This window comes from uncultured Maricaulis sp., from assembly GCF_963975345.1.
Lineage (GTDB): Bacteria > Pseudomonadota > Alphaproteobacteria > Caulobacterales > Maricaulaceae > Maricaulis.
Map to the genome: position 1 here is coordinate 230,705 of NZ_CAXBGE010000002.1, position 20,764 is coordinate 251,468.

20 protein-coding genes are annotated in these 20,764 nt (G+C 62.4%); 11 read left to right on the plus strand and 9 right to left on the minus strand.

All coding sequences use genetic code 11. The features are described 5' to 3' along the window. Nucleotides 1–51 precede the first annotated feature (51 nt). Genes AAC029_RS02725 through AAC029_RS02740 form a run of 4 tightly spaced genes read left to right on the plus strand, consistent with a single transcriptional unit; the run spans nt 52 to nt 2,812 of the window. Nucleotides 52–327 (plus strand): hypothetical protein, encoded by a 276-nt coding sequence (locus AAC029_RS02725; protein WP_339743690.1) that lies wholly within the window; start codon nt 52–54, stop codon nt 325–327. Then, entirely contained in the window at nt 324–803 is a 480-nt protein-coding gene (locus AAC029_RS02730) for a RimK/LysX family protein (RefSeq protein WP_339743692.1), read from the plus strand. Before AAC029_RS02725 ends, AAC029_RS02730 begins: the two co-directional genes overlap by 4 nt. 60 nt (nt 804–863) lie before the next feature. Beyond that, the gene (rimK, locus tag AAC029_RS02735) at nt 864–1,769 is read left to right on the plus strand and encodes a 30S ribosomal protein S6--L-glutamate ligase (RefSeq protein ID WP_339743694.1); all 906 of its coding nucleotides are present in this window, start codon (nt 864–866) and stop codon (nt 1,767–1,769) included. Further along, on the plus strand, nt 1,769–2,812 hold the full coding sequence (locus AAC029_RS02740) for a succinylglutamate desuccinylase/aspartoacylase family protein (protein ID WP_339743696.1): 1,044 nt from the start codon (nt 1,769–1,771) through the stop codon (nt 2,810–2,812). The genes rimK and AAC029_RS02740 overlap by 1 nt, the downstream gene beginning before the upstream one ends. A 55-nt stretch (nt 2,813–2,867) precedes the next feature. Here the strand turns inward: AAC029_RS02740 and AAC029_RS02745 are convergent, their stop codons facing one another. The 6 genes from AAC029_RS02745 to AAC029_RS02770 all read right to left on the minus strand — a co-directional run bounded on the left by AAC029_RS02745 (nt 2,868) and on the right by AAC029_RS02770 (nt 9,921). Next, nucleotides 2,868–4,382, minus strand: coding sequence for a tryptophan halogenase family protein (locus AAC029_RS02745; protein WP_339743698.1), 1,515 nt, complete (start codon nt 4,380–4,382; stop codon nt 2,868–2,870). Between the two features lie 100 nt (nt 4,383–4,482). After that, nucleotides 4,483–5,259 carry a metal ABC transporter permease gene (locus tag AAC029_RS02750; protein ID WP_339743700.1) on the minus strand — a complete coding sequence of 259 codons (777 nt, stop codon included), beginning with the start codon at nt 5,257–5,259 and terminating at the stop codon, nt 4,483–4,485. 5 nt (nt 5,260–5,264) lie between these two features. Beyond that, complete coding sequence (locus AAC029_RS02755) at nt 5,265–6,170, minus strand: zinc ABC transporter substrate-binding protein (RefSeq protein ID WP_339743702.1); 906 nt, start codon at nt 6,168–6,170, stop codon at nt 5,265–5,267. Nucleotides 6,171–6,187: 17 nt separating this feature from the next. After that, a complete protein-coding gene (locus AAC029_RS02760) occupies nt 6,188–7,537 on the minus strand; it encodes a hypothetical protein (RefSeq protein ID WP_339743704.1) in 1,350 nt (449 codons plus the stop codon). A 68-nt stretch (nt 7,538–7,605) separates the two neighbouring features. Then, nucleotides 7,606–8,004, minus strand: a complete 399-nt coding sequence (locus AAC029_RS02765) for a hypothetical protein (RefSeq protein WP_339743706.1) — start codon at nt 8,002–8,004, stop codon at nt 7,606–7,608. 135 nt (nt 8,005–8,139) lie between these two features. Then, a complete protein-coding gene (locus AAC029_RS02770) occupies nt 8,140–9,921 on the minus strand; it encodes a hypothetical protein (protein WP_339743707.1) in 1,782 nt (593 codons plus the stop codon). Between the two features lie 125 nt (nt 9,922–10,046). Between AAC029_RS02770 and AAC029_RS02775 the strand changes: the two genes are divergently transcribed. Together AAC029_RS02775 and AAC029_RS02780 are read left to right on the plus strand one after the other, a co-directional pair. Next, entirely contained in the window at nt 10,047–10,727 is a 681-nt protein-coding gene (locus AAC029_RS02775) for a putative 2OG-Fe(II) oxygenase (protein WP_339743709.1), read from the plus strand. Between the two features lie 96 nt (nt 10,728–10,823). Then, the gene (locus AAC029_RS02780) at nt 10,824–12,611 is read left to right on the plus strand and encodes an arylsulfatase (RefSeq protein ID WP_339743711.1); all 1,788 of its coding nucleotides are present in this window, start codon (nt 10,824–10,826) and stop codon (nt 12,609–12,611) included. Here AAC029_RS02780 and AAC029_RS02785 read toward each other — a convergent pair. Then, nucleotides 12,589–13,224 (minus strand): hypothetical protein, encoded by a 636-nt coding sequence (locus tag AAC029_RS02785; protein ID WP_339743713.1) that lies wholly within the window; start codon nt 13,222–13,224, stop codon nt 12,589–12,591. The two genes, AAC029_RS02780 and AAC029_RS02785, sit on opposite strands and share 23 nt — an antisense overlap. After that, entirely contained in the window at nt 13,221–13,601 is a 381-nt protein-coding gene (locus AAC029_RS02790; protein ID WP_339743715.1) for a hypothetical protein, read from the minus strand. The genes AAC029_RS02785 and AAC029_RS02790 overlap by 4 nt, the downstream gene beginning before the upstream one ends. A 116-nt stretch (nt 13,602–13,717) precedes the next feature. On the opposite strand from AAC029_RS02790, the gene AAC029_RS02795 reads away from it, so the two are divergent. From AAC029_RS02795 to AAC029_RS02815, 5 genes are read left to right on the plus strand one after another with little or no spacing between them, the layout of a single operon-like run. After that, complete coding sequence (locus AAC029_RS02795) at nt 13,718–14,434, plus strand: glutathione S-transferase N-terminal domain-containing protein (RefSeq protein ID WP_339743717.1); 717 nt, start codon at nt 13,718–13,720, stop codon at nt 14,432–14,434. Nucleotides 14,435–14,436: 2 nt separating this feature from the next. Next, nucleotides 14,437–16,092, plus strand: a complete 1,656-nt coding sequence (locus tag AAC029_RS02800) for a sulfatase-like hydrolase/transferase (RefSeq protein ID WP_339743719.1) — start codon at nt 14,437–14,439, stop codon at nt 16,090–16,092. A 9-nt stretch (nt 16,093–16,101) separates the two neighbouring features. Next, nucleotides 16,102–17,409, plus strand: coding sequence for a DsbA family protein (locus AAC029_RS02805; protein ID WP_339743721.1), 1,308 nt, complete (start codon nt 16,102–16,104; stop codon nt 17,407–17,409). A gap of 13 nt (nt 17,410–17,422) precedes the next feature. Continuing rightward, nucleotides 17,423–18,517, plus strand: a complete 1,095-nt coding sequence (locus AAC029_RS02810) for an MBL fold metallo-hydrolase (RefSeq protein ID WP_339743723.1) — start codon at nt 17,423–17,425, stop codon at nt 18,515–18,517. 14 nt (nt 18,518–18,531) lie between these two features. Beyond that, nucleotides 18,532–19,482 carry an SUMF1/EgtB/PvdO family nonheme iron enzyme gene (locus AAC029_RS02815; RefSeq protein ID WP_339743725.1) on the plus strand — a complete coding sequence of 317 codons (951 nt, stop codon included), beginning with the start codon at nt 18,532–18,534 and terminating at the stop codon, nt 19,480–19,482. Between the two features lie 34 nt (nt 19,483–19,516). Here the strand turns inward: AAC029_RS02815 and AAC029_RS02820 are convergent, their stop codons facing one another. Beyond that, entirely contained in the window at nt 19,517–20,725 is a 1,209-nt protein-coding gene (locus AAC029_RS02820; protein ID WP_339743727.1) for a hypothetical protein, read from the minus strand. Nucleotides 20,726–20,764: the final 39 nt, after the last annotated feature.

A 20,764-nucleotide genomic window follows, 5' to 3' on the forward strand; every position in this document is an offset into this window, starting at 1 on the left:
AAAACTTTCTCTGGACAACTATTTTTTGTCTTTCTATGGTGAGACATGAATTTGACCACGTCCCCTCTCGATGCGGCTGCGCAAAAGCTCGCAGCGCTGTTCGACACATCTTTCGGCGGCAAGCCGAAGGGGCGGTTCCGGATTTCCAACAAGCTCTTGCGGCAAATACTCGAGCGCCGCCGTCTGTATGATGATGATATTCGTCAGCTCAGCCGGGCCCTGCTGGAGCGCGGCTATGTCCTCGTGGATATGGACAGCTTTTTCGTCATCCTGAGTGCGAACTCCTTCGTCAACTACAGGCGCGCCAACGAAGAGAGCCTGAAATGACGCCGGCGCGGCCAATCAGAACCAGAACCGAGATCGGCTGGCGGGAAATCGTCGGCCTGCCGACACTCGACATCCCGGCCTTGCACGCAAAGATCGATACCGGGGCCCGCACCTCAGCGCTCAATGCCGTCATTATCCGAGAGCTGGACCAGGACGGCGCAAAATGGGTGGCGTTCGACGTGACCTTCACGGAAGACCGTCATATACAACGCTGCCTCGCACCGATTGCCGACCGGCGTGATATCAAGAATACCAGTGGCGTTCCCGAACTTCGCTATGTCATCGAAACGCAGCTGACACTCGGTTCGCGGCATTGGCAGATCGAATTGTCCCTCGCTGACCGCGAGCCGATGAAATTTGATCTGATACTGGGCCGGACAGCGCTGCGGAACCGACATATCTGCATCAATCCGGGCCGCTCATTTCTCAGCGGACCGCCTGCCTACCCCTTGTCGGCCAAGGCCCATTCCGCCTGAAGCATACCGATTGCGAGCCATCCGGCCTGCAGTCCGACCACCTCTGAAAGGACGATCACCATGAAAATCGCCATGCTGGCCCGCAACGCCAATCTCTACTCGCACAAGCGCTTGAAAGAAGCCGCAGAAGAGCGCGGTCACGAGCTCGACATCATCGATACGCTGCGTTGCTATATGAATATCGCTTCGCGCAATCCGGCGATTTACTACAATGGTGAGAAGCTGCCGAAATACGATGCCGTCATCCCGCGGATCGGCGCTTCGGTGACGTTTTACGGTCTGGCGGTCCTGCGCCAGTTCGAGATGATGGGCGTCTACCCGCTCAATGAATCCGTCGCCATCGGCCGCTCGCGCGACAAGCTGCGTTCATTGCAGCTGCTGGCGCGCGACGGAATTGGCCTGCCGGTCACCACGTTCGCGCATGATCCAAAACAGACCACCGAAGTCCTGGCCGTGACTGGTGGATCGCCGCTGGTGATCAAACTGCTCGAGGGCACGCAAGGCATCGGCGTCGTTCTGGTCGATTCCGACCGCTCGGCCAAGTCTGTAATCGAGGCTTTTCGTGGCGCCGGCGTGAACATTCTGGTCCAGGAATTCATCAAGGAGGCCGGCGGCAGCGATATCCGCGCGCTTGTGGTCGGCGGCAAGGTTGTCGCCGCGATGCAACGGACCGGCGCCAAGGGCGAGTTCCGTTCCAACCTCCACCAGGGCGGCACCGCTGCCGCTGTGAAAATCTCTCCGGAAGAGCGCTCGACCGCCGTCCGCGCGGCCAAGAGCATGGGGCTCAATGTCTGCGGCGTCGACATGCTGCGTTCCAATCACGGTCCGGTGGTGATGGAGGTCAACTCCTCGCCAGGGCTTGAAGGTGTCGAAAAGGCCACCGGCATTGATGTCGCCGGCAAAATTATCGAAACGCTCGAAAAGACCAGCGTGCCCGGCAAGACAAAAACCAAGGGTGCCGGTTAATGCCAACCCGTTCCGCTTTCCAGATCGGGCGACATGAGATTGCGGCCGGCAGCCGGGCGACCGTGGATCTGCCGGTCAGCGTGCTGTCCGACCACACGCCGGTCACGATGTCGGCGCACGTGGTTCACGGCAAGCGCAGCGGCAAAACCCTGTTCGTCAGCGCGGCGGTCCATGGCGACGAGATTATAGGTGTCGAGATCGTCCGCCGCCTGCTGCGCAATCCGGCCCTGAACCGGCTGCGCGGCACGCTGCTGGCGGTTCCAATCGTCAACTCCTATGGCTTCATGTCAAATTCGCGCTATCTGCCCGACCGGCGCGATCTCAATCGCTGTTTCCCGGGCAGCACCCAGGGATCACTGGCCGCGCGGCTGGCGCACATCTTCATGACGGAAATCGTCAAGCGCTCCGATGTCGGCATCGACCTCCATTCCGCCGCCATCAACCGCACCAATCTGCCACAAATCCGCATATCCCCCGCCATGCCGCAGACCATGGAGCTGGCCGAGGCCTTCGGCGCGCCACTGATCCTGACGTCGAAGACGCGCGAGGGCTCGCTGCGTTACACCGCCCAAGAGGCCGGCGTGGATGTGCTGCTTTACGAGGCCGGCGAAGGGCTGCGGTTTGACGAATTCGCGATCCGTGCCGGGGTCTCCGGCATTTTGCGGGTCATGCGCCATCTCGAAATGATCCCGGCCAAGGAGACGAAACGCGTCCCGACCCTGCCGATGAAATCGCGCTCAAGTTATTGGTTCCGCGCGCCTGCGGGCGGACTGATGCGGAGCTATAAGACCATCGGCGACCAAGTGGCCGCCAATGACGTACTCGCCGTCATCTCCGACCCGTTTGGGGAAGTTGAAATCGAACTGATCGTCGAACAGCCCGGCCTGATCGTCGGCCGGACCAATCTGCCCGTCGTCAATGAGGGCGACGGCCTGTTCCATATCGCCAAGCTCAGCACCGCTGCCGATGCAGAATCGACGCTGGACAATATGGCGCTCGAGCTCGACGCCGACCCGATTTTCGATGAGGATGAAATCATCTGACCCGCGCCCGCTCGGATGGAAATGGCCGGAACCGCCAGCCGAAATCCCAGTCTGCTCAGGCCGGTGCTGGCGCTGGACAATAGCGCTCGACATAGCGCTCATGCGTTTGCATCTGCAGCACCGCCTGTTCCATGGCCGCGCGCTGGTCGCGGAGGTAATGGCCTCCATCGACCCCGCGCGCATCAGCGAGCGGATGATAGCGTCGCGGCAAGATCCCTTGTCCGACGAGCACGGCAAGCCAATTGGGGGCCTGAAACAGCTCATAATCCTCGAACAGGAGGCGGCCGGCTTCGCGAAAATGATCGATCCGGTTTTGCAATGTATCGGGGATCGACATCGCGGCGCAGTCCCGCCACAGGGCTGAATCATCACGGGTCGTGCCATGATAGTGCAGGATAATGAAGTCGCGGATCGACTCGTAATCTCGAGCCACTCTGCGGTTATACTCTGCGCGCCCCAGCGGGTCGGGGTGCTTGCCCTGTGGGAAAAACGGCATGAAGGCCATGATCCCGGCCTGAACGAGATGCAGGCTGGTCGATTCCAGCGGCTCCATGAAACCACTGGCCAGCCCGAGCGCGAGACAATTGTGATTCCAGAACTTCTCACGGCGCCCGGTTGTGAACCGCAAGAGCCGCGGCTCCGATAACGGCGCGCCGGTCAAATTGGCCATCAAAGTATCGGTCGCGACCTGGTCGTCCTGCAGATATCGGCTTGAATAGACATAGCCATTGCCGGTGCGGTGTTGCAGCGGAATGCGCCACTGCCAGCCATGTTCGCGCGCCGTCGACATCGTGTAGGGCGCCAATTCGCCTGTGCCGGCACTGCCGACTGCGACCGCCCGGTCACAGGGCAACCAATGGGTCCAGTCCTGATAGCCTGTACCCAGACTTCCCTCGATCAGCAGGCCACGAAAACCCGAGCAGTCGATGAAGAAATCGCCTTCCACGACCTGGCCACTGGCCAAGGAGATCGACTGGATATCCCCGGTTTCACCGTCGCGCGTGACGTCCACAACCCTCCCCTCGGTGCGGGTGACACCACGGGCTTCGGAATAGGCCCGGAGAAACTGGCCATACAGGCCCGCATCGAAATGATAGGCGAAGCCAGCGGTCGAGGTGATACGGCGGGGGTTGGTATCGGGGCGGGCAAATTTGCCGTCGCGGGCCATAACCCAGGACATCGCATAATCGTCGAGCGTGCTCGCCTCACCACGCGCGCGGGCCTGCAGCCAATAATGGTGGAAGGTGATAAAGTCGAAATTGGCGCCATAGGTCCCGAATGGGTGGAAATAGCGGTGTCCGAGCTTGGCCCAGTCGACAAACTGAATGCCGAGCTTGAACGTGCCTTGCGTGAATTTCAGAAACTCGGCTTCGTCGATCCCCAATTGCCTGTTGAAGGCCGCGATCGGCGGGATCGTCGCTTCGCCGACGCCGACGATCCCAATCTCCTCGGATTCGACCAATTCGATTTCACATCCAGCCTTGGACATGTTGATGAGGGCCGCCGCCGCCATCCAGCCCGCCGAACCGCCCCCGACGATCACGATGCGGGTCTTCTCTGCCTGTTCCATTTTCACCCCCCGGCTGGATCACCGGGCCAGTCGAGCCGATTTCGCGTCCGGCGGCAAGTCAAGCCAGCGCCTGGCCAAGCCACCGGACACGAATTTGGCTTCAATCCGGCGCTGACACGGCGGCGGGGGTTTCCCGGCCGCGTATCAGAATGGACACCGCCATCAGTCCGACAATCGCAACCACGATGACGGCCCCCGTCGGCAGGTCAAAGGCCGCAGAAGCCAGCAGGCCGATGACATAGCCCGCCAGGGCGACACCATAGGCGATGGCGAGGCCGAAGCGCTCCGGCCAGAAGCGGGCCGCGAGCGCCGGGGCGATCAGCGTTGCGAAGACGAGATAGATCCCGACCAATTGCACCGACTGGGTCACGACCAGCGCGAACAGGGCATAAAACCCGATCCGCCCGATCCGGTCGCGGGCCGTAAACCAGATCACCAGAACCACGGCATACATCACCGCGATCGGCCACAGGCTCTCAAGCGAGACCCAGAGAATTTGCCCGACCAGCAAATCCTTGAGGTGTTCGCCGCCATGTGGATTATTCGCCAACAGCAACAGTTCAACACTGGCCGCGAACACGAACAGAACCCCAATCAGAGCCTCCTGAACCGAGGGCCAACGCTTTTCGGTCCAACGCAGCAGCAAAGCCCCGAGCAGGGCCGCCGCAACAGCCGCGACCTGCACCTTCCAGCCGGATGCATCAAAGCCGAAGGCAGCCGCAGCCGTGACGCCAAGACCGGCGACCTGGGCAATCGCCAGATCGATAAAGACAATCCCACGCGACAAGACCTGCCGGCCCATCGGCACATGCGTGCTGATCACCAATAGTCCGGCGACTAGGGCCGGAAACAGCAGACTCATTTCCAGCGCACCCATGCCGTCTACTCCTGTGCTGCGGCGGCCAGTAACCGGCGCAGGGTTTCGTCATAGAGACTGAACAGGTCATCGGCACCGTCCGTGCCGCCGACCGTGAAGGGCAATTCGACCGCCGGAATGCCGGAACGTTCGGCGATGAAATTCGCCGGCCGGTCATCCTCATAAGCCGCCCGGATCACCATCCGCGCCGGATGCGCTTGAAGCGTCTGGACCACTTCGGCCAGATGCCCGCTCGAGGGCGGAATGCCGGGTTGTGACTCCAGCAGAGCCACGCGTTCCAGGCCGAGCCAGTCTTCCAGATAAATCCAGCTTTGATGCTGGGCGACGATTGCGACCCCTCTGAGAGGTGCGCCCTCCAACGTCCAACGCTCGAGCGCCACATCCCAGCGTGCGAGGAAATCGGTCAGCCCCGCCTGATATGCAACGGCATTGGCCGGATCGAGTTCGGAAAACCGCTGCGCGAGCGCCTGCGCGACCAGCCGGATATTATTGGGGTCGGTCTGGATATGAGGGTTTCCCGGCGCGTGAAGATCGCCCTGGGACCGGTCAAGGATGGTTGGAATTTCTTTCAATGCGACAAAGCTGGTCGCGGCGAAATCGCCCGGAGCCCCTTCAGCGATGGCGCGATTGGAGGCTTGCCGCCTGACCATCGGCATCCAACCCACTTCCAGCGCAGCACCGGTACACACTGCAATATCGGCGCGCCGGGCATGGGCGATCAGGGACGGTCTGGCCTGGATTCCATGTGGATCCTGCCCGCCTGTGGTGGCGGTGTAGATGTCGACATGTTCGCCGCCGATTTCTTGCGACAGGGCACCCCATTCCGGCTCGCACGCGAAGACACGCAGATCTGCGAACACCGGAGACGTAAGGCAGGCAGCAAATGCGGCCCCAAGGATAAATTTACGCATGACATGATGTCCTTCGATCAAAACCGGTGAGCGGCGTGAGGGCCGTAGGTAACGGTGTATTGCAAGAGGAATTCGTCGTTGGCGACGCGATCCGATTCGTCGCGGGTATATTGCGCGCGCAGGCGGCCAAATTCGCTGGTATCAAACTCCAGCAAGGCCGTGGCCGTCCATGGGTTCAAGCCAGCCGCATCAAGCGCCGAACCCGCCAGTCCGAACGGAACATTGTCAGGGGTCAGCGCCGCATAACGCAGACCTGCACCCCAGCGCCGCCGGAATTGATAAATTCCCTGCACATACCAACCCGACCGATCGAGATTAACCGGCACGGCGTCAAAATTGCCGCGCATCGTGTCGACAAAATACTCACCCGAAAGGGTCAGATTACGGTCCCGGCGATTGCCGCCCGGAGCCCATTTATAGACCAGTGAGAGGATGCCAAGGGTCTCATCGCCAGTGAACTCAGAGCCGTTGACGTCGCGGGATTGGGCGTTGGCATCAAGCAGGGAGGCCGAAGCCAGCCAGCTTGACCCCGAACCAATATCGCCGCCGGTCCGGGCCCACACCGCGGAAGTGCCCGTGCCACCATTCGCGCCCCCGCCAGCGGGAAACGCGTCGCCGCGATATATCTCGGCACCGAATTCAAGATACTGGTCAACCGGGGCGATCCAGCGGAGCTGAACCCCGTCATCACCATATTGCCCGCCCAGAAAGGCGCGATAGGGCAGGGCCTGATCCGAGAACGCCCAGGCATGCGCATGGACCTCATTGAGATAACCAATGCCGGAAAACATCCGCCCGCCCCGCAGGGTCAGGCCACCGCCCAGACTGGTTGTCTGGATATAGGCTTCCTCGACCCCGACTGAACCGTCCTGACCCAACGAGAAGGTGAGGTTTCCGTACAGCGTCGGATCGATATTGGCCGCGATCACGATCTCGGACTCACCGAGGTTGAAGCCGCGTGCGGGCCGGCCCGCCTCGGCGTCGAGATCGAAACCGGGCAGAGCCGCCAGGTCCGGGTCCGCAGAGCTCGCCGCGAACTGGCCATTCAAGACACCGGAAATGGCGGGATTGAAGGCATTGGCGCCGGTCTGTGCGGGGCGTGCAACGGGGGCCGCTGGTGGTGGAACCCTCACAGCCGCCGGCATGGCTTCCACGGCCCGCTGGGCGGATTGAGCCGAAGTTTCTGCCCTCGCCGTGCGCGCTTCTGCCTCGGCGAGGCGGGTCTCCAGATCATTGATCCGGGATTGATACTCAACCCGCATCGCGTCGATCTCGGCGCGGATGGCCGAAAGGTCGTCATCGGCGAAGGCGGGGCTGCAAACAGTAGTCAGGCCGACAATAGCGGCCGCGTTCAATAATCGTCTCATGGACGCACTCCATCAAAAGCTGGGACAAGCCGTCAGCGCCCGGAACGGGCGATGCGGCGGATCGGCAGTCAGGCGTGGAGTGAGATCGGGGGCCCGCGCACGCGCCAGACGCCACTTGGCGCCGTGCGAGGGTGAGCCGGATGTTCGATGGCGTGGGCCGCGCCCGTAACAGTCAGCGATGCCGCCGGTCCGGCCGCCGAGGCGGGCAGAATCGAGGCCGCGCCGAAAGGCGCATGACACAGCTGGCATTGAGCCGCCGGCGCAGTCTTTCCGGGCAGCGGCGCAACGGGCATTGCCGGGGCGTTGATGTCGGCTTGGGCGAGGCGGTAATCCGCATTGTGGCTGTGCGTGTGCGCCAGCGCCGCAGCGCCCTGGGCACTCATCAGCACCGCCACGATCAGACTCAGGGCCAGCCGACGCCAATCGGGCGCGGCTGCCATGCGGCGATGATGACGGAACAAACTCATGCGCAAGCGAAACCCCTCTGCGCCTATGATGGCACCGCTATATAATAACGTCACATTACGGAACAGCAAGGCGGGCGCAAAACAGCGGAGCCAGACACCATTGATATCTCCAAATTCGGCGGTTCGGCCTGCCGATCAGGACTTGGACCGTCTCGGCGCTGCCTCCTGTCCGGCGGCGAAGCCGAGCAGGAATTGCTGCACGCCGCGGCGGATATTGGCGAGACTGTAGCCGCCTTCCTGCACGATCAGGGTTTTGTATTTTTCCTGGCCGATCGCCTCGGCGATGCGGTGCATGCCGTCCGGCGTGATGAAGAAATTCCCCGTCGGATCGCCCTTCATGATGTCGACACCGAGGCTGACGACCAGATAGTCCGGTGCAAACGCCTTGATCCGCCGCAGCGCCCGTCCCAGCACGGTCAGATAGCCGGCATCATCGACGCCGGGCCGGATCGGGTAATTGCGGTTGAAACCCAAGCCCGCGTCGCGGCCACGCTCATCCTCGAAACCGGCGAAGAAGGGGTAGCAATCCTCCGGATGGCCGTGAATCGAGACCGTGAGCACATCGCCGCGTTCGTAGAAGATGTCCTGGGTGCCATTGCCGTGATGATGGTCGATATCAAGCACGGCGACGCGGGCCGGCTTGGCGCTCTTGCCGGCAGCCTTGCCCTGGCCCGAAAGGTGATGCGCGGCAATCGAGGCGTTGTTGAAATAGCAAAATCCGCCGAAGGCGCGCCGCTCGGCATGATGGCCCGGCGGGCGCACCACGACATAGGCCCAACCGGTCCTGCCATCCTTGATCAGCTTGGCACCGCTCAGGGCCGCATCAACGGCGCGGCGGGCGGCTGGATAAACGGCTCGCGTCAGCGGCGTTGAGGTATCAATGCAGAAATACCCCGCCCGCATCTCGAAATTGCGCGGCAAACGGTCGGCGTGTCGGATCGGGAAGATCTCGGGATAGACGATGCGCTTTTCGGGAATACGGGTCGCGGTCTCCTCCAGGAATTTCACCATGCGGTGGTCATGTACTTCGAGGATATGCTCCAGCCCCCAGCGGCCAGCCTCGTGCTCATTAACCGGCAAGCCCTCGAGTGCCCGGCGCACGGCAGCGACGCGGGCCGGGCGTTCGTAATAGCCCTTGAAGGGTGAGTGCTCGATCGAAGGGGCTTCATCAGCGGTGATCACGACATCGATCGGCCGCGCCAACACCGGCAATGCTTTCGTGCGAACCGGGGTGTATTGCGGCGGCCGGATCGCCACCGGCTCGGCCTGGATCGAAGCGAGAAGATCAACCAGCGCCGGATCATCGGGCGCCATGCCATTCTTGGCCTGCATGATGCGCGAAATGGCGGCTTTCAGCGTGCGTCGGTGGAGCGGTTTCTCATCGCCCATGCCGTCGTACAACAGCATGTTGGCATCGCCGAGATTGGAGGCCGTAACGAGGCGCTCATACCCTGTACCTTGCACCGGCCGGGCGCCAAGGCGTTCATAAAAGGCCATGCGGCGGCGGCCATCGGCGAGGAGCTCATGCTCATTGAGCAGACCGGCCTCGTCGGGCAGCGAATCGAGAAAGAGGCGCCGGGACCCGCGCTTGCGCTGATCCTCGCGTGTCATCTCATACAGTGCGCCGCCAATCCCGCGAGAAGCGCGCGCCGGATCGCTGGCGATATAGTCGAGGTAGGATGCTTTGATGTCGGCAAAAAAGAATGTGACGGAGAAGCCGAGCACCTTGCCGGCGCGCGTGGCACACAGCAGAATGACCTCACAGTCCGGCGGGTAGTCTCCGGCGGAATAGCGGGCGATTTTGTCGATGTAACTCGAATTGAACGGGAAGGCCTTCAGGAAGACGTCCTGTATCCCTTCCAGGTGGCGCTGATAGTCCGGATCAATGCCCGCTATCACCCGCACGAATTTCAGCATTTGACGTGATCCGTGTCACAAAAGCGCCAGCCCGATACTCAATGGCGTCCCGCACGCGGAAACATCCTGATCGGCCTGTTGGGCAAGGTGAATTTCACCCGCCCGTCTCTGGAGTCTCAAATCGCATGACACAAAGCAAGCGAGAAGTTTCACAGCGCTACGACCTCTTTGCGACCCCGGTGGTGACCTGGGAGCATGAGCAGCCCGATCTCAACGCGGCGCTCAAACAGGCGCTGGTCGATGACCCCTTCTATCGCAGCCCGGAACAGGCGCAAAAATCCGACTCGATCAACCTCTGCGACCTCGCCGACAAAGTCCCGGCCTTCAAGCAATTGGAGATGCTGGCGTTGGCTGATCTCACCGAATATTGCCGCCAGATCGGCTGGATTGGCGAGTTTGATGTCGAGATGCAGATGTTCGCCAATGTCTCGGCTGCACGCCATTACGTGCCCTCGCACAATCATGTCGCCCATATCGCCTCGGTCTATTATGTCGCAACCACCCCGACCGAAAAGCCGGTGCTGGAAGCCCAGTCGGCGATGAAGAATTACTGGCAGCCCGCCGAGGGTGCGCTGATCCTGCACGATCCGCGCTTCAACGCCTCGCTGATGGGCGGCTGGCAATTTCACGCCCATGTTCATCCGCGCCCGGGCCTGATGATCATGTTCCCGGCCTTTGTCTGGCACGAAGTCGTGCCGCATTTTCAGCCCGATCCGCGCCTGTCGATCGCCGTCAATTTCACCCTCACCTATCGCGATGTCGACCAAGCGCAAAAACGAACCACGCTGACGGTCGATCCGGCCTGACGTGCCGACCCCGGCCATCACGGATTGAATTGCGCAATATTATGTCATAGTGTCTGCCACAATAATTTGACGACCGGGTTACGGGGCGAACCAGTCATGCGGACAAGTGCACACGGAATCCTGGCCGGGTTGGGCCTGATCGTCTCGGCGCTGGCGACATCGCCGCTGCTGGCGCAGGACGCAGCCGAGCCCGCCCAGCCAGCGGTGCGGCCGAATTTCGTGCTGGTTCTGGTTGATGACGCCGCCTTCATGGATTTCGGGATTTATGGCGGCGAAGCCCGCACACCAGTGATCGACCGGCTGGCACGGCGCGGCATGATTTTCTCGAACTATCATTCCTCGCCGCTGTGCGCGCCATCTAGGGCGATGCTTCTGACCGGGCTCGACAATCACCGCACCGGACTGGCGACCATTCCCGAAGTCCTGCCGCCGGAGCATCGCGGCCAGCCCGGCTATGGCATGAGCCTGGAACCCGGTGTTGTCACGGTCGCTGACCGGCTACAAGCGGCCGGCTATCGCACCTATATGACGGGCAAATGGCATCTCGGTCATGGCGAAGGCGATCTGCCCAATGCCCACGGTTTCGACCATTCCTTCGTGCTCGACGCCTCCGGCGCCGACAATTGGGACGAAAAACCCTACATGCCCTATTACCGGACCGCCGACTGGTTCGAGGATGGCGCACGGGCGCATTTGCCGGACGAGTTCTATTCGTCCGAATTTCTCGTCGACCGGATGATCGATTATATCGATGCCGACGCCGGCAGCGCGGATCCCTTCTTCGCATATCTCGCTTTCCAGGCGATCCATATCCCGGTCCAGGCGCCACGCGAATTCACCGAGAATTATGCCGAAACCTATCGCGACGGCTGGGAAGCCCTGCGGCAGGCACGCGCCTCGCGGGCGGTTGATCTCGGGCTGGTACCCGCGACGACCTCGGCCCTGCCACTTCCCGACCGCATGCGCGCCTGGACCGATCTGTCCGAGGATGATCGCGCCCTCTATGCCCGCTCAATGGCGGTCAATGCCGGCATGCTCGAGGCGATGGATCACCATCTTGGTCGACTTGTCGAACACCTTGAGTCGACGGGACAGTTCGACAACACCATCTTCATTGTCACCTCCGATAACGGCCCCGAACCGAGCCACCCGGTGGGCGAACCCGGTTTCGGCACCTGGATGAATTTGCACGGCTATACTCGCCAGCTCGAGAACCTTGGCGAACGAGGCAGTTACGCCTTCATCGGTCCGGAATGGGCGATGGCGGCCGCAGCCCCGTTCAACCTGTTCAAATTCTACGCCTCGGAAGGCGGACTGCGGGTTCCCTTCCTGATCGCCGGGCCGGGAATCGTCAGCGGACAACACAGCCAAGCGGCCGGCTATGTCACGGATGTGACGCCGACAATCCTCGACCTCGCTGGTCTGTCATCGGTGACCAGCGATGTCACAGGCCGCAGCCTGCGCAGCGTCGTAACCGGCCGAGCCGACGCCGCCTATGCGCCCGGCGACGCGGTCGGGTTCGAAGTATCCGGCAATTCAGCCCTGTTCCGCGGCGACTTCAAACTGGTGCGCAATATGCCGCCCTGGGGTGATGGCAGTTGGCAATTATTCGACCTGGCGATTGACCCCGGCGAAACCTTCGACCTTGCCGCGCAAGAACCCGACCTGACGGCTGCGATGCTGGACGATTACGCCGCCTATGCCGCGGCCAATGGTGTGCTTGACCTGCCCGAAGGGTATGATGTGCACGACCAAATCTCGATCAATGCCACGATGCGGCAGCTTGAATTTTATGGCTGGCAGCTGGCGCTGGTCGTGCTTTTGATCCTCGGCCTCGCAGGCTTCGGCCTCTACCGGCTGGTCAGGTTTTCGCGTCGCCGCTAACCGGACCGGCATCCGGCCCGGCATCGAATATCGCAAACGCTGACGCCAGCATCACACTCGCCGCCTGGGCCGGCGATAAATCCTGATCGGACCGCAATCGGCGCCAGAAGTCGAAGCAGGTCACGGCCGACAGGCCCTCGGCGGTGAGACTGTCGAGCGCCCGGTCGGGATTGACCGCCGTCTCCAGCCTTTCGCGCTCCTTCGCCACCAAGAAGGCATGATCGCCCGCCAGAACCTCCGATTGGTGACGGTGGGCCTCGGCGGCAAGCCGGAACGGCGTCATGTCCTCGAACATCGAAGCGCGGTTTTGCACCAGACGAGCCAGCCTTTCACGGCGATCTGTCGTCGACAGATCGAGGACCGCGCGCGGCAGGAATTCGTCGCGCAGGGCGATGACGATTTCACGATTGAGCGATTCCATATCCTGAAAGCAACGAAACACCGTGCGCGAACTCACCTGAGCCCGTTCAGCCACCGCCTGGGCGCTCGGCGAAACATTACCCGCCCGGATCAGGTCGAGAAAGGACGCTACGATCCGGGCGCGATTGTCCGTGCGCCGGCGCGTGCGCCCATCGCCCAATGACACCGTCTGGGCATCCTCCGGGGTGATCACACCGCCCCCTTCATTTTCCAGCGCCCCAGCAACAGGACCACGAGAAGCCCGAAATCGACGGCGAAGAGTGGCAAGGCGGCGACCCCATCCGGATCAACAGCCATCCCGACAATGCGGGCCACTACAAGCAGCGCGGCCCAGGCGACCGGAATGTCCAGCTTGGCACCATCGCCGGCCAGCGCCGCCCGCCCGATGAGCGCGCCGATGAGAAAAAGCGAAGCGCCGGCGTCGCCGCGCATGAAATTCATCCCGATCGCGCCATCAGCGTGCAGACCCAAGGGAGCCATCACCAGCTCAGGCATAATCAGGAAGGATGCGCCAAGCGCGAGAAGTATGAGTGCGGACAGCGCAGTAGCGGCTCGCAGAATAATTTGCATGGCGTTTCCCCAAATCTTGAATGCGTCTATCGTCGAACAATTGACGCACCGTGTGACATATCCTACCGTCACTCCAAATCACCGGCTTTGTCAAATGCCGGATTGGGGAGCCTGGCATGATCGAACTCTATACCTCCGCGACGCCCAATGGCTGGAAGGCCTCGGTTACCCTTGAGGAGCTGGGCCTGCCCTACGAGGTCCACGCCATCGATCTGATGCAGGGCGGCCAGAAAACGCCGGGATTTCTGTCAATGAATCCGAATGGACGCATTCCTGTCATCCGCGACCGCGAGGCCGATGACTTCACCGTATTCGAGAGCGGCGCGATCATGATCTACCTCGCCGAGAAGACCGGATGCCTGCTGCCGTCCGACGCCAAGGGCCGGTCGCGCGTGATCCAATGGCTGATGTTCCAGATGGGCGGTCTCGGGCCGATGATGGGACAGGCGAATGTTTTCTATCGCTACATGCCCGAAAAGATCGACATCGCCATCAAACGCTATCAGGGCGAGTCCGCGCGCCTGCTCTCTGTGCTCGATGGACGCTTGGCCGGGCATGAATACCTGGCCGGTGAATTTTCCATCGCCGATATCGCAAACTGGTGCTGGGCCCGCACCGCATCCTGGTCGGGTGTCGAGCTTGAACCCTTCGTGCATTTGCGGCGCTGGATCGATCAGATCGCCGAGCGTCCCGCTGCCCAAGCGGGGATTAAAGTGCCTTATGATCTCGCTGAAATGCTGGCGAAGACAAAGGGCAGCGACACCGACAGCGCGGCTGACCGCTTCGCCAAGGGCGCCCGCAGCATCGTCAATACCGGCGAAGACCGGAGCTGAGGATGACCATGAAACCCTGGATGTATCTCGCCGCCGGCGCTGCTGCGCTTGCGATCGGCTATGGCGCCTTCATGCACTACCGGATCGGTCTGCCCGGCCTGATGAACCGCCTGCGCGACCCGATTCTGGCGACCCAGCCGGTGACCTGGGAACAGGGGCCCGCCACCGCCGAGACGGCAGCGGCGGATCGCCAACCCAATATCATCGTCATCCTGGTTGATGATCTGGGCATCAATGACATTTCCACCTTTGGCGGCGGCGTCGCCGGTGGGTTGTTGCAGACGCCCAATATTGATGCGCTGGCAGCCCGCGGTGCAATTTTCACCAATGGCTATGCCGGCAATGCCACGTGCGCGCCGTCGCGCGCTGCGATCATGACCGGCCGTTTTGCGACCCGTTTCGGCTTTGAATTCACTCCGGCGCCGGTCCAGTTCCATCGCCTGCTCGGTTCATTCGATTACGGCCCACATCCGGCGATCTATCATGCCGAACGCGAGGCCGACGCCATCCCTCTGGACGAACAGGGCCTGCCGACCAGCGAAATCACCATGGCCGAGCTACTGCGCGACCAAGGCTATCACACCCTCTTCTTCGGCAAATGGCATCTGGGCGGCGCCGAGCAATTCCAGCCGCAAAACCAGGGCTTTGACGAATGGCTCGGCTTCATGCCCGGTGCCGCGCTCTTCATGGACGTCAATGACCCGGACGTCGTCAACGCAGTCGCCGAGTTCGATCCGGTCGACCGTTTCCTTTGGCCCAATCTGAGTTTTGCGGTGCGCCATAATGGCAGCCAGCGCTTCCACCCCGACCGTTATATGACCGATTATCTGGCCGACAACGCAGTCGCGGCGATTGAAGCCAATGCCAACCGGCCCTTCTTCATGTATTTCGCACTCAATGCGCCGCACACGCCGCTGCAGGCGCTGCGCTCGGATTATGACGCGCTGCCGCAGATCGAGGACGAACGCCTGCGCGTCTATGCCGCCATGATCCGTGCCGCCGACCGCGCTGTCGGCGAGATTGTCGCTTCGCTTGAAGAACAGGGCATTGCCGACAATACGCTGATCGTCTTCTCCAGCGATAATGGCGGCGCCAGCTATGTCGGCTTCCCGGAGATCAATGCGCCCTATCGCGGCTGGAAGGCCACCTTCTTCGAAGGCGGCATTCGCGTACCGATGTTCCTGCAATGGCCGGCCCGTATTCCAGCCGGCACCGTGATCGACGCCCCGGCCGCCCATGTCGACATCTTCGCTACCGCCGCTCACGCCGCAGGGGCCCCGGTTCCGCAGGACCGGACGATGGACAGCGTCGATCTGATGCCGCTGACCGAGACGCCAGACGCCGCCGCACCCGAGCGCGATCTGTTCTGGCGTTCGGATCGCTACCGCGTCCTGATGCGTGATGGCTGGAAGCTGCAAATCTCCGAATTGCCGCCGCGAACCTGGCTGTTCAACCTCAATGAGGACCCAACCGAACAGATCAATTTGGCGGAGACAGAACCGGATCGCCTGGCGGTCATGACCGAGGCGCTCAATGCCATCGATGCCGTCCAAGCCGATCCGATCTGGCCCAGCCTGGTGGCACCGCCGGTCTATATCGACCGGAGCATTATCGAGCCGCGCTCGGCGGATGATGACTATATCAACTGGGCGAATTGAGGGTTGAGGATGCGTGTCTGGCTGCGACGGCAAATCTATCGCGCGCTCACCAGCCCCGGCCGGCGTGAAGCCCGGCGCAAGCGCGCCGAGGCGCAGCGCAAGCGGCGCGGCGAGCCGCACCGGGTGATCTATTTTCACCGCCCGGGCGATCCGGCCTGTGCTTTGATGGCACCGCTGGCGGCGGCGCTGTGTGATCGTTTCGGAATCGAAATGAGCGTTCATCTCACCGGACTTCCCGCCGGTGATGTCAATCCCGATCCCGAACGCCTGCCCGCCTATGCGCGCCGCGATACGCAAGCTTTGGCGACACATTTCGGCCTTGCCTTCACCGATCCCGGCGCCCTGCCCGAAGCCGCGCTGGAAAACCAGGCGACCGCAATCATGGCCTCGGCCCTGGGCGGCAGCGATGCCCTGCAAGCGGCGGTCGAGACCAGCGATGCCCTGTGGCGCGGCGATCAAGCAGCGATGACCGCCGCCGCTGAACGCTATGGCGAAGCCAGCCCGGTCGCGGCCGTCCAAGCAGCACAGACTGGCTCGGCCCTGCGCGATGAGCTCGGACATTTCCAGAGCGCGACGCTGTATTATGGCGGCGAATGGTATTGGAGCGCCGACCGGCTGCACTATCTGGAAGCCCGCCTGGCCGGGCTTGGTGCCGGACGCGAACCGGCAACACCTCCCGCCCTCACACCACCCTTGCTTGAGAGTGATCAGGGCGGCGAGAGCGACAGCGCGGTGCTGGAGATCTACCCCTCCTTGCGCAGCCCCTACACCTATCTGGCGATGGAGCGGGCGTTTGCGCTGGCGGACCGCTGGCAGGCGCGGGTCGAGATCCGCTTCGTGCTGCCGATGGTGATGCGGGCGCTGCCAGTGCCGCGTCGCAAGGGCGAATACTTCCTGCTCGACGCCAAGCGCGAAGCGGAACGGCTCGGCCTGCCCTTCGGCAATATCTGCGACCCGCTGGGCCGGCCGACCGAACGCGGTCTCGCGGTGCTGCATTACGCGATGGCACAAGACAAGGGCCGCGCCTTTCTGACCAGTTTCCTGCGCGGGGTCTGGGCTGAGGGCATTGATGCCGGCTCTGATCGCGGCCTGCGCCAACTGGTCGAACGCGCCGGGCTCGACTGGGACGCGGCCAAGGCGGCCCTGAGTGATGAGAGCTGGCGCGACGTCGCGGAGACCAATCGCCAGCGCCTGCTCGATCTGGGCCTTTGGGGCGTGCCCTCCTTCCATACCGGCAATCTGTCCGTCTGGGGCCAGGACCGGCTCTGGCGCGTCGAACAGGCGCTTTCAGCCCAAGCTGGCGCCACGCCATCATGACGGGACCGACACAATGAGCCTGCCCAGACGTATCCTGTTCGGGGCCCTCGCCCTGGCTTTGCTCGGTGCCGGGCTGGGCTTTGTGTTCCAGTCGCAATTGGCGACGGCAATGTATGAGCGCCGCGTGGAGCGCCAGATGTCCCTCGACCGGATCGGCGATTTACCGGATGGACTCCATATCGCCTTTTGCGGCACAGGATCGCCCCTGCCCGACCCGTCACGCGCGCCGAGCTGCGCCGTCGTGATCGCCGGAGACCGGCTCTTCGTCGTCGATTCCGGAGCCGGATCGGTGAGCAATCTTTTGCTGATGGGCATACCGGCCGGTGAGATCGAAGCGGTGCTGCTGACGCATTTCCACTCCGACCATATCGGCGGCCTTGGCGATCTGGCTTTGCAGCGCTGGATCGGCACCGGACACACCGAACCGCTCCCCGTGATGGGACCGCCCGGCGTTGAGACCGTCGTCGCCGGCTTCAATCAGGCCTATAGCCTCGATGCGACCTATCGCACCGGCCATCATGGCGAGGTGATCGCACCGCCATCGGGTTTCGGCATGGTGGCTGAGCCCTTCAACATCGCCGGATATGACCAGACGGCGCCGACCAAATTGCTCGAAAATGGCGGGCTGACGATCTGGGCCGTCGCGGTTGACCATGCACCCGTCAGCCCGTCCGTCGCGTATCGCTTCGATTATCAGGGCCGTTCGCTGGTGATGAGCGGCGATCTCGTCGCCGAGGCCTCGCCCGGATTCCAAGCCCTCGCCGCCGGTGCAGACCTGCTGGTCGTTGAAGCACTGCAACCACGCCTGCTCGACTTCATCAATGACGGCGCCCGTGCGCGCGGCAATGACCGGCTCGACACGATCATGACCGATATCCGCGACTATCACACGACGCCGGAACAGGCCGCTGTCGCCGCCAGCACCGCCCAGGCGCAAGCCCTGGTGCTCAACCACATCGTGCCCGCCGTGCCGAGCCGCAGCCTCAATGCCGCTTTCCTGGGTGATGCTGCTGGCGCTTTCTCCGGACCGATCCGGATCGCCGAGGACGGGCTGGTTGTCAGCCTGCCGGCGGGCGATGATACGGTCAGCTTCCAGTCCTGGCGCTGAGGAGAAAGGGCCCGATGATGCAGAAATGGGCCTTCGGCGCTGCGGCGGGACTGGTCGTCCTGACGGGCTTGACTGTGGGCTATTGGCTGCTGGGCCGCGATGCGTCGCCAGAAGCTGTCGCCGCGATCCAGCATTGCAGCGCGGCGCCCGCCAATGATCGTATCTGGGTGCCTGCGGGGCGCTATCAGATCGGCGCGACACCGCGCTATCGCGAAGAGGCGGGGCCGCAAGAGGTTGAAACCGCCGGTTTCTGGATCGACCGGCACGAGGTCACCAATGCCCAATTCGCACGCTTCGTGGCCGCAACCGGCTATGTCACCGTGGCTGAACAAACGCCCGACCCGGCTGATTATCCCGAGATCGACCCGGCGGCGCTGGTTGCCGGCTCGGCCGTGTTCGGTGTCAGTGCCGGCGAGGGTTATTGGTGGCGCTTCGTGCCCGGCGCCTCCTGGCGCGCGCCGCAAGGTCCGGGCAGCTCGATTGCGGGGCGCGATGACTATCCGGTCGTCCACATCGCCTATGCTGATGCGCAGGCCTATGCCGCCTGGGCTGGTGGTGAATTGCCCAACGAGACCGAGTGGGAAATTGCCGCCCGCGCCGGGCATGTCGGGACCGAGTTTGAATGGGGCGATGAGTTCCGCCCCGATGGCCAATGGCGCGCCAATAGCTGGCAGGGCCCCTTCCCAGTGATCGATACCGGCGATGACGGCTTTGTTGGTCTCGCGCCAATCGGTTGTTTCGAACCGAATGATCTCGGCCTGGTCGACATGACCGGCAATGTCTGGGAATGGACCTCAAGCCCGTTCAGCGCCGATCCGGAAACCGGCACAATCCGTGGCGGCTCCTATCTGTGCGCCCCCAATTACTGCGCCCGTTTCCGACCCGCCGCACGGCAGGCCCAGGAACGGGACTTCTCCGCCTCACATATCGGCTTTCGCACCATCAGCCGCGATCCGGCGCTGTAACCGGAACAAACCGCTCAAACCGGGCACATGCAGACTACCGGCTATAGGTGATCGCAAACCACAACTTGGTCCGATCAGCCAAAGCGCTGTCACCACCGTCATAGAGGGCGGCCTTGAATTCGAGCCCGACATGCTCGGTCAGCTGCGAGCTCAGCACGGCGTCAAATTCTGACCCCAAATCCGCGCCACCATTTTCCGCCTCGAAATTATGGAATACGACCGTCGCGCCCATCGCGGATCCGAACGGTGGATTGGGAAAGGCATAGCCAGCGCGGCCATAGACGTCGCGAATGCCGTCGGCGGGCGTTGTCAGAAAGACATCGGCCCAGCCCTGATAACCATGCAGCGTTGCCAATGGCGTGCTGAAACCGCGCGCACCATTGCCTTCGAGCGATTCAATCCCGAGCGCGCCGCTCAACCCGTTCTGGCTCAAACTGGCCTCGGCCCGGAACATGGCCAAATCAAAAGCGGTCGGCGAGTTACCGTAATCACTCTGGACCGCGTATTCGAGCCGGTAGCCGAATGTGGGCCGCCCCTCGCCGGTGACGGACCCGCTCCACTTGACGACATAGGTAGCGCTTGAGAGCAACGCCGCGTCCGTCACGTCATTGAGAATGGCCATAGCCGTGACGACACCAACCGGAGCAGCGAAGGCCGCGGTCAACACGTGCGTGTCGAGATTGAACTCACCTGCAGGATGATCGTCGCCAAACACGCGATGAACCCGGTCAAGATAGGCATAGGTCAGGGTCAGATGCTCGACCGCCGTGGTGGAGGCGAGAAAGGCATCGAAAGTTTGTTCATTCTGACGGAAGCCAACATTGCCCACATAGCGGGCATCGCCGAGAATAATGCGCTGGCGCCCCAGTGTCAGGCTGGTTTTTTCGAAGCCGGTATAGGCCAGCTGCAAGCGATTGAGCTCGGTGGTTTCCGGATCGGCGACCACCGGATAACCGGGCAGGCCATTGATGGTGTCGTTGAAATCATCAACCAGGTGGAGGACGTTTTCGCCCTCGACCAAAAAGGTGAAGCCGGACATGTCCCCGGTCTGGTAACCCAGACGCGTCCGCAGGGTGATCGCGGTGGCGTCATTGGCCAAGCCATCCTGATCAACCAGCTCGGTGCGCAACCGCGCATTGACCAGAAACTGGCCCTCGGCATTGGCCGGCTGAGCTGTGCCCAGCACCACCATCAGGCCCGCCGACGCCAACAGGCTGGCACGCCCCAATTTACTCCCGCTCATGACATTTCCCTTCTTCACCGGGGCAGCTCTGGCACCGGA

Excerpts from the sequence above, each read along its gene's own strand:
- AAC029_RS02775 (WP_339743709.1), top strand. The coding sequence starts at position 10,047 with ATGACACAAAGCAAGCGAGAAGTTTCACAGCGCTACGACCTCTTTGCG.
- AAC029_RS02765 (WP_339743706.1), bottom strand. The coding sequence starts at position 8,004 with ATGAGTTTGTTCCGTCATCATCGCCGCATGGCAGCCGCGCCCGATTGG.
- AAC029_RS02795 (WP_339743717.1), top strand. The coding sequence starts at position 13,718 with ATGATCGAACTCTATACCTCCGCGACGCCCAATGGCTGGAAGGCCTCG.
- AAC029_RS02730 (WP_339743692.1), top strand. The coding sequence starts at position 324 with ATGACGCCGGCGCGGCCAATCAGAACCAGAACCGAGATCGGCTGGCGG.
- AAC029_RS02820 (WP_339743727.1), bottom strand. The coding sequence starts at position 20,725 with ATGAGCGGGAGTAAATTGGGGCGTGCCAGCCTGTTGGCGTCGGCGGGC.
- AAC029_RS02815 (WP_339743725.1), top strand. The coding sequence starts at position 18,532 with ATGATGCAGAAATGGGCCTTCGGCGCTGCGGCGGGACTGGTCGTCCTG.
- AAC029_RS02760 (WP_339743704.1), bottom strand. The coding sequence starts at position 7,537 with ATGAGACGATTATTGAACGCGGCCGCTATTGTCGGCCTGACTACTGTT.
- AAC029_RS02755 (WP_339743702.1), bottom strand. The coding sequence starts at position 6,170 with ATGCGTAAATTTATCCTTGGGGCCGCATTTGCTGCCTGCCTTACGTCT.
- AAC029_RS02780 (WP_339743711.1), top strand. The coding sequence starts at position 10,824 with ATGCGGACAAGTGCACACGGAATCCTGGCCGGGTTGGGCCTGATCGTC.
- rimK (WP_339743694.1), top strand. The coding sequence starts at position 864 with ATGAAAATCGCCATGCTGGCCCGCAACGCCAATCTCTACTCGCACAAG.
- AAC029_RS02805 (WP_339743721.1), top strand. The coding sequence starts at position 16,102 with ATGCGTGTCTGGCTGCGACGGCAAATCTATCGCGCGCTCACCAGCCCC.
- AAC029_RS02790 (WP_339743715.1), bottom strand. The coding sequence starts at position 13,601 with ATGCAAATTATTCTGCGAGCCGCTACTGCGCTGTCCGCACTCATACTT.
- AAC029_RS02750 (WP_339743700.1), bottom strand. The coding sequence starts at position 5,259 with ATGGGTGCGCTGGAAATGAGTCTGCTGTTTCCGGCCCTAGTCGCCGGA.
- AAC029_RS02745 (WP_339743698.1), bottom strand. The coding sequence starts at position 4,382 with ATGGAACAGGCAGAGAAGACCCGCATCGTGATCGTCGGGGGCGGTTCG.
- AAC029_RS02810 (WP_339743723.1), top strand. The coding sequence starts at position 17,423 with ATGAGCCTGCCCAGACGTATCCTGTTCGGGGCCCTCGCCCTGGCTTTG.
- AAC029_RS02740 (WP_339743696.1), top strand. The coding sequence starts at position 1,769 with ATGCCAACCCGTTCCGCTTTCCAGATCGGGCGACATGAGATTGCGGCC.
- AAC029_RS02800 (WP_339743719.1), top strand. The coding sequence starts at position 14,437 with ATGACCATGAAACCCTGGATGTATCTCGCCGCCGGCGCTGCTGCGCTT.
- AAC029_RS02770 (WP_339743707.1), bottom strand. The coding sequence starts at position 9,921 with ATGCTGAAATTCGTGCGGGTGATAGCGGGCATTGATCCGGACTATCAG.